Origin of the sequence: Cellulosilyticum ruminicola JCM 14822 (assembly GCF_001311925.1) — a bacterium.
In the GTDB taxonomy this organism is placed as follows: Bacteria; Bacillota; Clostridia; order Lachnospirales; family Cellulosilyticaceae; genus Cellulosilyticum; species Cellulosilyticum ruminicola.
Genome location: NZ_BBCG01000083.1, coordinates 1 through 11,352 on the forward strand (window position 1 = coordinate 1; position 11,352 = coordinate 11,352).

Below are 11,352 nucleotides of genomic sequence, written 5' to 3' on the forward strand. Positions count from 1 at the left end.
CGTTTTTATCAGGCTAATAATTAGGCTGTCAAGCACACATTTTGGTGATGAGCCTAAAGAAATCAAAAAGATTTCAGCATATGACACCATTACAGAGCTTAATTCTGAAATCCTTACACAGTTCATCAATTCAATCACAATTAATCAAGAAGGCAAACCTACTATCAATTATAGGTTTACCCTCCCTTCAAATGCTATTTAATTTTTTTTGAGCGACACACAACACTCCACGTGCGTTGTATGTGGAAACATATCTACTGGTTGCACCTCTCCTATTGTATATCCTGCTTCTTTAACTAAATAAGCTAAATCTCTTGCAAGAGTTGCTGGATCACATGATACATATACTATTTTCTGTGGTGCCATATCTTTTAAAGTTTCTAAGAGATAGATGTCACATCCCTTTCTTGGTGGATCCACAACAATTGTATCAGCTTTAATGCCTTCTTCTTTATACAGAGTTGGAATAATCTCTTCTGCTTTTCCAGTAAAGAACTCTACATTTGTAAGACCATTAAGCTTAGCATTTTCTTTAGCATTTTCAATTGCTTGAGGTACAATTTCTACACCATATACTTTTTTAGCTTTTTGTGCTAAGAAAAGTGAAATTGTACCAATCCCACAATATGCATCCCATACAATTTCTTCACCTGTAAGCTCTGCATATTCTAGGGCTTTTTTATAAAGCACTTCTGTTTGAAGTGGATTAACTTGGAAGAATGATAACGGAGAAATTTTAAAGCTTAAGTCTCCAATTTTATCAATAATATATTCCTTACCATAAAGCAGTGTTGTCTCACCACCTAAAATAACATTTGTTTTAGCTAATTGATGATTAAGTAAAATGCTACTTACACCGTCTACCTTTCGAAGTTCGGCTACTAATAAATCTGCCTTGGATAACTTATGACCATTGATTACTAAACAAACCATGATTTCATTTGTATGATAACCTGTCTTAATCATTAAGTGACGTACAAGCCCTTTATGTGTTTCTTCATTATATATAGTAATATGATTTTCATTTAAGAAATCCGTTACAATTTGCATAATCTGCTCATTCTTAGGATCTTGAATACTACATTTATTAGAAGGTACAATTCTATGACTTTTCTGTGCAAAGAAGCCCATTTGAATGCTATCTTCTTCTTTACGTATTGGATATTGTGCTTTATTACGATAATGATATGGTACTTCCATCCCTAAAGTATCTTTGACTTTAATGTCTTTTAGGCCACCAATACGTTCTATGCAATCTTTAACTTTCTTTGTTTTAAAATCAAGCTGTACTTGATATTTCATATGTTGAATTTGACAACCGCCGCATTTTGCAGCAACTGCACACTTAGAATCTTGTCTAAATGGTGAAGGCGAAATAATTTGCATAACCTTTCCATAACCATAACTTTTTTTAACTTTTATAAGACGTACTTCAACAACGTCTCCTGTAATGGCTTCCGGTACAAATACAGTAAATTCACCGATTTTACCTACACCTTCACCTTGTGCCCCAAGGTCAATAATTTCTATTTCATAATGCTTGTTTTTTAAAATTGGTTGTTCCATGAATGCTCCTAGTTCATATATTTATTGTCATCTTTCATTAAAAGACTCTTTATTGCTTTTGCTATAATTTTTTCATGCATATTTTGTAAACGATTACTCATTTGACGTTGAATCATGCGATCTAAAAGTGATGAATTAGCTTGTACTTTTGTTTCTTTTTCTTTCATCGTCACCGCTCCTATTCTTGAAATTCACAAACTGTCCTCTGACATATACAATGCTTACATTTTGTAAATTCTGGATTTACCGTTACCTTAGACTTCTCTTGTAACATCCCACGCATTTGCTTTAAAATACCTTTAAGTTCACGTCTCAGCCTTGCTGTATTACGCACCTTAAATGTTTTATTTGCATAGACTAATTTACCATAAGGTGGCCTTTTGCCATAAACATCTTCTATGATTAAAAAATATGCCACCAGTTGATATATATCACCTAGATGTGGCTCTTCATCAGCTTTTAAACGGCCACTTTTTATTTCCAAAGGAATATAACGTTTTAAACACCAGGTTTCAAAGATATAGTCTGGTTTTCCATGTAAGTCATAGGTATCTGCTACTAATAATTTAGCTCCCTTTTCGTCTGCATAAATGGGACTTGCACCTCTAACACCTATTTCCTTCTTATGCTTTTCCGTAATAGTAGGTCTTAATCCTAACCATAAAGCACCTGTCATCAAACTAACACCTATAAACTGTCCCACTAATGCCATTTAATCACCATCCATATGCTAAACCCTACAATTATTAGTATGATTACTAATTTTAACATTTGCTGCATACGATACTGCATATAATAACGCTTATGAAAACGTAAGCCTTTTTTAAACTGGCTCTCTACTTTACTATTTTTATCTTTAAGTGACTTATATTTTTCCTTCAAAGCAGCTTGACCATAGTAACGATTATAATACCACTGATAGGGGCAATAGACAAAACTATTGACTTCATTGGCAGATATTTTTAAACTCTTATTTTTAGGACCATCTTTATTTTTATTCTTCATTATTTAATTTGGCGAATATTTCTTCCTAATATTTTATTATATCCAATATATTCATCCTCTATTGGTACTGTTTGAAACATTTCTTCTAACATTTTAAGTTTAGAATCCGAATAATCTGCCAAATGTACAATCATTGCCTCAATGCATTTAGGACGTTTAGGTGACGCATATTCATATTCACCATGATGAGAAATTATAATATGTTTCAGTAAAATTTCTGTTTCTCTTGGAAAACCTTGGATTTTTCTTGCCTTATCATGGATTATTTCAGCTCCCATTACAAGATGCCCTATAAGCTGTCCCTCATCAGAATAATCATTTTTAGGAAATGGTGTTAACTCGTAAAGCTTACCAATATCATGTAATAAACACCCTGCTATAACATAGTCCTTTTTTACATGATTATATAAGTCTGCCATCTTCATTCCAATTTTTGTAACTGTCACAGTATGTTCTAATAAGCCACTTAAATAAGCATGGTGTACACTCTTAGCAGCACTGTGTTGTATAAAACGTTCATAAATACTTTCTTCACAAAAGATACTTTCTAAAAGATTTTTAATATAATTATCTTCCACACAATCAATCATAGCTAATAAATCTGTTTCTAATTGATTAATATCTTTCTTAGTATGTGGTAAATAATCCTTTAAATTATATTGACCTTCTTCTACTTTTTTAATTGTACTTACATTAAATTGAAGATTTTCCTGATATAAAATCACTTCTCCTTCAACTTCTACAACATCATCTACGTCAAAAGGCATAATCCCACTATGCATTGACCAAATTTTGCCATCTATTGTACCTGTACAATCTTGAAGACGTATTGTACAATAATCTTTGCCATTTTTATTTTTCAATATTTGTTTATACTTACATAAATATGTGCCTTTGACTGTTTCTTGAGGTTTTAATGCACTTATTGTTACCATTTTGATCTCTCCCTATTTGCTTCTACAAGTAATAGTACCAAATCTATCCTATAATTTCAACGTCTCATATAAAAGAGCTGCTATTTTAAGCAGCTCTTTTTATATGATTAATATAATTTTGTTATACTAGATTGTGCATTTGCTGGTTGTGTTGCTTTTAAAGTCAAATGAAGAATTTTCTTTTTCTTTATTACGTACAACTTTTACTTCTACTTTATCTCCTACACGTTTATTACCAATAAGTGATTTCAATTGATTCATATCCGTAATCTGTGTGCCATCAAATTCAAATAAAATATCTCCAGCTTGAATGCCTGCTACATCGGCACTACCACCTGGTGTCACTTGTGCAACATAAACACCTATTGGTAATTCATACATTTGTGCAGCATCTGAACTTACATTGCTACCCATAATACCTAATGTTGGTCTTTCAATTGTACCATTTTGAATAATCTCTTCAATAACTGGTTTTACAGTATTCATAGGAATTGCAAATCCCATTCCTTCTACACTGCTATCTACCATTTTAATTGTATTAATACCAATTATTTCACCAGTTGGTCCTACTAATGCGCCGCCACTATTTCCTGGATTAATTGCTGCATCTGTTTGTAAAAGAGTCATTGTACGAGAAGCATCTACTTGTACCTCTCGATTAATAGCACTAATGACCCCCACTGTAACCGTGTTATTAAAAGCTGCTTCCATAGGTGTCCCAATAGCTACTGCAAGTTGCCCTACTTGTACCTTATCACTATTACCAAGTTTAGCAACACGTATAGCTGATAAGGTTTCTGTATTTAAATTAGCTTTTTGTACTGCAACAACGGCTAAATCTGTTGTTACATCTTTACCAATTAATTCACCCTCTACTTTTGTATTGCCTAAAAAATTAACAGCTAAGCTCGTTGCGCCTTCTACAACATGACAATTCGTTACCATATAAATTTTTTCACTATCTTCTTTAAAAATAACACCCGAACCTAAACCTGACTCATCATAATTTCCTAAAAATGTTGAAACGACTTTTGTATTATAAATAGAAACAACACTTGGCCCTAAATTATTTGCAATATCTGTAATTGTATTATTAGTTGCAATAGGTTGTACCATCCCATCTGCCCCATTGCCTGTGACAGCTTGCTCGACAACCAGCCCACTGCCTTTATCCATCTTAGCACTTACAAATGCAAAACTAGAACCAATAGCTGTACCACCTATTAAACTAGCAATTGTAACCCCTGCTACAAATTTAGGCCATCCTGATTTTTTAGCTGTTTTCTTATTAATCTCTTGAGTTTGATATACTGGATTGGTTTCATACGCATAACTACTTGTGTCTTGATTAATTTGACTTGCACTTTGATCTATATTATGAATTGTTGCACTATCGTCAGCCTGACTTGCATTTGTATATTGGCTCTCTTCTAATGCCTCTCTTCTTATTGATTCTTCATTTTGATTAAAATCATTTGATTCACTCATAATGTTTTCCTCCCGTCAATTTATCTTTTTCGTCAGTATAATTCGCTAATATGAAGTTTTTGTTAATTTTCATATTTTTCTTTTTGTGGCGTTAAAGAAAAATAAAACTCAACCATTTCACCTGGTTCAGATTTCACACCAACAATCTCACCATGCTGTTTTAAAATTTCTTTTACAATAACAAGTCCTAATCCAACGCCACGCTTATCTTGACCTCTTGAACGATCACCTTTGTAAAATCGGTTCCAAATCATTTTTTGCTGCTGCTCAGATATAGCTATACCGCTATTACTAATATGAACCCATACTTTTTGATTGTAATAAGATGTTTTTACCTTAATTTGTCCATTCTCATTTACAAATTTCAAAGCATTATCTAATAAATTTTGAATCACACGACTAATACCATCCATATCACCCATTATAAATTGATGTTCTTTATTAAAATCCATGGTAATTGTTACACCCTTGCTTTTTGCATGATTCTCTAATGTTAAGACACTATTTTGTAACATACGATTAATATTTAACGGCACTTTCTCCACAGTTGCTCTGCCTTCTTCTAATTTACTTAAATCTAAAATCTTATTGGTCATATTAATCATACGTTTTGACTCGTTAAGCACAATCTCCAAATACTTTTCTTGATTCTCAGCTGGTATCGTGCCATCTAACATAGCTGTTACAAATCCCTGAATCGATGTAAGGGGCGATCTCAAATCATGTGAAATGTTTGCAATAAAACTATTCCGATTTTCTTCTATCTTATCTAGTTCTTGTGCCATATTATTAAAAGATGCTGCAAGTTGTGCAATTTCATCTTTTCCTGTAATAGCCATACGCTTATCAAACTGTCCACTTGCAATTTGCTTTGCAATAATATTCATTTCTTTAAGTGGATTAGTCATACGCTTAGCAATAAAATAAATCCATATAAATAAAATACTTCCAATAAATCCTACAACCTGTAAAATAATATTACGTACTTCATCTATTGTAGATAAAATAATCGGTAATGGCGTATGAATAAATAATGCATAAATTGTTTCACCATTAGTTTCTATAGGATATCCTACAGTTAAAACAGGCATTGAAAAGTACTCTTTAAAGCCGTTTTCAATTCCTACCATATTTCCTTCAAATACTTTTTCAATATCTTCCTTATTTAGAAGCACTTGATTCTCAATAGCTTTAATTTCATTCGATGCAAACATATATATTTGACCATCTTGTCTCATAATCCAAGTTGTAGATTCCATTTGACTTTCTAAAACTTCTATACGATAAAAAATCTTTTCGATTCCTTCATCACAATAGGCACTAAAATGCTCTAATTTATAAAATTCCTCCGCTAATTTTTCAGCTTGTTTAATCATTAAAGACTTTGTATAATCTACAAAATAATCACGAAATGTATTTGTAAAAGTAATAAATAATATCATTAAAATAATAGTTAATATACTAATATATACAGTAACTAGGCGGCTAAATAGTGATGAAACTTAAGGTCTTCTTTTATTTTTCGAATTTGTAACCTACTCCCCAAACAGTTTTTATACTCCATGTATGATCACCCTCAAATTTATCTCTTAATCTCTTAATGTGAACATCCACTGTTCGTGTATCACCCACAAAATCATATCCCCAAATTTTATCTAAAAGTTGTTCACGTGTAAACACTTGTTTTGGGTGACTTGCTAAGAAATAAAGTACTTCTAATTCTTTAGGTGGTAATCCTACAAGATTTCCTTCGTAGGTTACAGAATAGTTATCTTTATCAATAACTAAATTATCAAGCACAATGCGATTTTTAGTTTCTACAGTTTCTACTGGCATAATATTTCTTCTTAGTACTGCTTTTACCCTTGCCATTAATTCTTTAGGATCAAAAGGTTTAACAATATAGTCATCCGCACCTAATTCAAGTCCTAACACCTTATCAAATACTTCACCTTTAGCTGTAAGCATGATAATAGGGGTACGACTTTTCTTTCTAATTTCTTTACATACATCATAACCATCTAATTCTGGAAGCATAATGTCTAAAAGAACTAGGTCTGGTCCATATTCTTCAAAAGCAGTAAGTGCTGCACGCCCATTATGAACCTCCTGTGTCTGATATCCTTCCTTATTTAAATATAAGGAAATAAGCTCAGAAATATTTGTGTCATCATCTATTATAAGTATCTTAAGCATGTGTATTCCTCTCTTCTTTCTACTTCTTTGATTCTTCCCTTAGGCAATATATCTCTCCCATTTATGACTATGAACAGCATGTATTTAATCTATTTAATAGTAACTACAGTTACCCCCATTTCACCTTCCCCAAATGTACCAGGACGATGTGCTGCTACATGAGGATGGCGACGTAACATTTGTGTAATTCCGGCACGTAATGCACCTGTTCCTTTACCATGAATAATAGTTACTTGTTTTAATCCTGATAAATATGCATCATCTAAATACTTATCTACAATTGGATTAGCTTCATCAACCATCATACCGCGTACATCTACTTCTGTAGAAATTGTAGCTGCTTTACCTATTCCATAGCTTACCCCACTTGCAGAAGATTTACCATGTACCTTTTTCTTTGGCGCTTCTTTTATTTCATTTTCTTCAACACGCATTAAATCACTTAAATTAACTTTCATTGGCATAATACCCATGCGTACTTCTACTTTTCCATTGTTATCTACAGCCTTGGTAACAATGCCTTTTTGCATAAGTGAAGCCACCATAACCTCTTCCCCTACTTGAACACTTGTCAGTTTCTTAGGCGCATTCTTATGGCTTCCTGTAATTTTGCTAATACGTTTCTTTTGTCCTTCTACTGTAGAAGTCATTTTTTGTTTTGCATTTTGAAGACTACGTTCATCAATCATTACTTTAGCATCTCTTGCAACAGCACGTACTTCTTTAAGTGTTTGATCTGCTTCTAACTCTGCAGCCTTAAGTAATTCCTTTACTTTTGTTTCTGCTCGTTCTAGAATTTTCTTTTTAGCTTTATCAATTTTCTTACGCTCATTTTGAATTTCTTCTTTTAAACGTTCTGCTTCAGCTCGGTAAGCTTTAGCACGTTCGCTTTCAATTTCAGCCATACGTTTACTTTGTTCAAGATCTACTAAAATGTCTTCCATCTTAACATTTTCTTTTTGAAGAAATTCTTTTGCATCATCAATAAGATGTTTTGGCAGTCCTAATTTAGTTGAAATAGCAAAGGCGTTACTTTTTCCTGGCACACCAATTAATAGACGATAAGTTGGACTTAAAGTTTCCACATTAAATTCTGCACTTGCATTTTCTACACCGTCAGTAGATAATGCATAAAGTTTAAGTTCACTGTAGTGAGTTGTTGCTACTGTGCGAATTTGTTGCTTTCTAAGATGTTCTAAAATTGACATTGCAAGAGCAGCCCCTTCAATAGGGTCTGTTCCTGACCCAACCTCATCTAATAATACCAGTGAGTTAAGACTCATATCATTTAAAATTTCAACAATGTTGGTCATATGTGATGAAAATGTGCTTAAACTTTGTTCAATACTCTGTTCATCCCCAAGGTCTGCATAAATTCCTTCAAATACTGCAATTTCACTTTCTTCAGCTGCTGGTAATTGAAGCCCTATTGCTGCCATTAATGTAAATAAACCAATTGTTTTAAGCGTAACTGTCTTACCACCTGTATTAGGCCCTGTAATTAATAAGCTTGTAAATTTTTTTCCCACATAAACATCAATTGGTACAACGGTCTCTTTATTTAAAAGTGGATGTCTTGCTTTTTTTAGATTAATATATCCTTTATTATTAAGTCGTGGCTGACGACAATCATATTTTAATGAAAACTCACTACGTGCAAAAATCGCATCTAATTTTACAAGATATTCATAATTAATATTCATCTCTAATGTAATTGGTGCAATTTGATTTGTTAAATCAATAAGTAACTTTTCAATTTCTTCTTGTTCTTTACTTTCTAAGCTTTTAATCTCATTTCCAAGTTCTACAACAGCCATTGGTTCTATAAATACAGTTGCCCCTGTAGCTGACTGATCATGTACAATACCTTTAAATTGACCCTTGTATTCTACTTTAACTGGAACACAATATCGTTCACGACGCATAGTAATAACCGGATCTTGAATCATATCTTGATAGTGACTTGAATGGATTATATTTTGAAGCGCTTCTTTAATCTTTGCACTTAAGTTTTTAATTTGACGACGAATTTGAAATAGTTCTGGCGTTGCATCATCTGCAAATTGATCAACTGCTAAAATGCACCTGCTAATTTCACGTTCTAATATAGCATAAGATGTAAGTGTTTCAAACTGCTCACTTAATACCTCATAAGTTTGACCCGTTGCAATGGCATCTTGATAGTAATTTCTAACTTGTCTTGTCATACGCATCGTATCTCTTACAGCTAATAGTTCGCCACTACCAAGAATAGCCCCCATTTCAACACGCTTTAAAATAGGCTTCATCTCATGAAGCTTTGCAAGAGGTAATTTGCCTTGCTTAATGCTCATCTTAATGGCCTCTGCAGTTTCCTCTTGAAGTTTTTTTACAATATCTAAATCAGAAGAAGGTAGCATTTTACTAATTAAATTTTTACCACCTTCTGTTGCTGCTTGCATTTTTACAAGTTCAAGTACTTTATGAAATTCTAATTTATAGAGTGTTTTTTCATTCATTATTATAACCTCTTTTTAATATTTAGCGTTATTTCTATTATGACATACTTTATTTGCTTTGCAAATATTAAAAAATCTTCTTAACATAAAAAATATGGGGTTGTTTTCGCAACCCCGTGTTTCTATTAACTATTAATAATGCGACTACTTGTCACATAATTTCGTGTATAATACGGACTATCTAATCTACTGAGCATCACACCATTTGTACCATCTGCATGCAAAAACATATTATTTCCTGCATAGATACCTACATGAGATATCTTTCCTGTATTATAGCCTGTTGTATCAAAAAATACTAAATCTCCAGGCCTAAGCTCTTTTTTATCAATAATCTTGCCATCTTCTACTTGTGTTGCCGCAAGTCTTGTAATATGAATATCAAATGTTTTATAAATACCTTTTGTAAGTCCTGAACAGTCTACTCCCTTTTTAAGGTCATTACCTCCCCATACATAAGGCGTACCAATAAACTGTTTACCATAATCCACAATCTCTTCACCTAAAACCTTACTATAAGGCACATAATTGGTATCTTCTATTTGAATATCTGATTTATCAATCCATCCAACTTCACCATTTAAATTTACTTTATACCAATCATTATTTTGACCAATAATATAAACTTTACGACTCGTTGTCTGACCAATACACTCAGCATATTCATCAGGATAACTTTTTACATTAATATGCTCCTTGCAAATATTCGCTGACAACCCTGTATAGTTTGGAAAAATTGACGGCTTCGTTGTACTTGCATAAAGTGATGTGCTGGTAAAAAGAGCTAGTCCTACTACTAAAACACGCTTCACTAAAAATTTCATATTTTCCTCCTCAAAACGATGGTAGAATAATAAAACTACTCTATCAAAACTTTCATTTGCAATTATTACACAATATTTTACTTTTTATACATTTCAAAGAGGTCTTTATGGAAATTTATTTTACCAGTGATAGTGATGTAATTCGCCTTCTGTCTTAAGATGTTCGAAGTTGTGTTGTTTTAAAGCTTCATAAAGTACGATCGCTACAGAGTTCGATAAATTCAAAGAACGTGCTTCTGAAATCATTGGAATACGAATGCATGTTTCTTTATTATCTAATAAAATTTCCTCTGGAATTCCTGCTGTTTCTTTTCCAAACATAATAAATGCATCTTCTTCATAAGACACTTCTGCATAAGTTTGACGTGATTTTGTTGTTGCCATATATACTTTAGGATAATTGTTTTGTTCTAAGAATTCTTGATAATTTTTATAAGTTTTAATTTTTACAAGATGCCAATAATCAAGTCCTGCACGTTTAATGTGTTTTTCATCTAAAGAGAATCCAAGTGGCTCAATAAGATGTAGTGTCGCACCTGTTGCAGCACAAGTTCTCGCAATATTTCCTGTATTTTGTGGAATTTCTGGTTCATGTAAAACGATATTCATCATTTTTCCTCTTCTTTCTATTATCTTTTATATTTTATAAAATTAATTTCAACATTTCCATTGTCTGCCTATTATTATATGTCATATTTCATGTTGAATCAACGTTCATATATGTTTCTTTTACATGTTTTAATAAACTTTTTTAAGTTTGTTTATATTTTAGAAATATAAACATATCACGCTTTATGCTTTTACATAATTCAGTATTTCTTTACTTTAATATAAGTTTTT

General features: G+C 32.4%; 12 protein-coding genes. 1 reads left to right on the forward strand and 11 read right to left on the reverse strand.

The annotated features are described in order from the left end of the window. The coding region (locus JCM14822_RS21270; RefSeq protein ID WP_207643270.1) for a hypothetical protein at positions 1 to 202 on the forward strand (202 nt) is incomplete at its 5' end. Here JCM14822_RS21270 and rlmD read toward each other — a convergent pair. The 11 genes from rlmD to trmL all read right to left on the reverse strand — a co-directional run bounded on the left by rlmD (position 199) and on the right by trmL (position 11,124). Next, the gene (gene rlmD, locus JCM14822_RS16800) at positions 199 to 1,566 is read right to left on the reverse strand and encodes a 23S rRNA (uracil(1939)-C(5))-methyltransferase RlmD (RefSeq protein WP_054743590.1); all 1,368 of its coding nucleotides are present in this window, start codon (positions 1,564 to 1,566) and stop codon (positions 199 to 201) included. The genes JCM14822_RS21270 and rlmD overlap by 4 nt on opposite strands. Before the next feature lie 8 nt (positions 1,567 to 1,574). Beyond that, complete coding sequence (locus tag JCM14822_RS20635; RefSeq protein ID WP_157047845.1) at positions 1,575 to 1,733, reverse strand: hypothetical protein; 159 nt, start codon at positions 1,731 to 1,733, stop codon at positions 1,575 to 1,577. Positions 1,734 to 1,744: 11 nt separating this feature from the next. Next, entirely contained in the window at positions 1,745 to 2,278 is a 534-nt protein-coding gene (gene cas4, locus JCM14822_RS16805; RefSeq protein WP_054743592.1) for a CRISPR-associated protein Cas4, read from the reverse strand. Further along, positions 2,269 to 2,571: a hypothetical protein gene (locus JCM14822_RS16810; RefSeq protein ID WP_054743594.1), complete on the reverse strand. Its 303-nt coding sequence runs from the start codon at positions 2,569 to 2,571 to the stop codon at positions 2,269 to 2,271. Before JCM14822_RS16810 ends, cas4 begins: the two co-directional genes overlap by 10 nt. Next, on the reverse strand, positions 2,571 to 3,506 hold the full coding sequence (locus JCM14822_RS16815) for a 3'-5' exoribonuclease YhaM family protein (RefSeq protein ID WP_054743595.1): 936 nt from the start codon (positions 3,504 to 3,506) through the stop codon (positions 2,571 to 2,573). The genes JCM14822_RS16810 and JCM14822_RS16815 overlap by 1 nt, the downstream gene beginning before the upstream one ends. A gap of 126 nt (positions 3,507 to 3,632) precedes the next feature. After that, on the reverse strand, positions 3,633 to 4,994 hold the full coding sequence (locus JCM14822_RS16820) for a S1C family serine protease (protein WP_054743597.1): 1,362 nt from the start codon (positions 4,992 to 4,994) through the stop codon (positions 3,633 to 3,635). Positions 4,995 to 5,056: 62 nt separating this feature from the next. Continuing rightward, on the reverse strand, positions 5,057 to 6,436 hold the full coding sequence (locus JCM14822_RS16825; protein ID WP_054743600.1) for a sensor histidine kinase: 1,380 nt from the start codon (positions 6,434 to 6,436) through the stop codon (positions 5,057 to 5,059). Between the two features lie 73 nt (positions 6,437 to 6,509). After that, the gene (locus JCM14822_RS16830; RefSeq protein ID WP_054743602.1) at positions 6,510 to 7,190 is read right to left on the reverse strand and encodes a response regulator transcription factor; all 681 of its coding nucleotides are present in this window, start codon (positions 7,188 to 7,190) and stop codon (positions 6,510 to 6,512) included. A gap of 89 nt (positions 7,191 to 7,279) precedes the next feature. After that, positions 7,280 to 9,688, reverse strand: coding sequence for an endonuclease MutS2 (locus tag JCM14822_RS16835; RefSeq protein WP_054743603.1), 2,409 nt, complete (start codon positions 9,686 to 9,688; stop codon positions 7,280 to 7,282). 125 nt (positions 9,689 to 9,813) lie between these two features. Beyond that, positions 9,814 to 10,512, reverse strand: a complete 699-nt coding sequence (locus JCM14822_RS16840) for a C40 family peptidase (RefSeq protein WP_054743605.1) — start codon at positions 10,510 to 10,512, stop codon at positions 9,814 to 9,816. A gap of 120 nt (positions 10,513 to 10,632) precedes the next feature. Further along, the gene (trmL, locus tag JCM14822_RS16845; protein WP_054743607.1) at positions 10,633 to 11,124 is read right to left on the reverse strand and encodes a tRNA (uridine(34)/cytosine(34)/5-carboxymethylaminomethyluridine(34)-2'-O)-methyltransferase TrmL; all 492 of its coding nucleotides are present in this window, start codon (positions 11,122 to 11,124) and stop codon (positions 10,633 to 10,635) included. Positions 11,125 to 11,352: the final 228 nt, after the last annotated feature.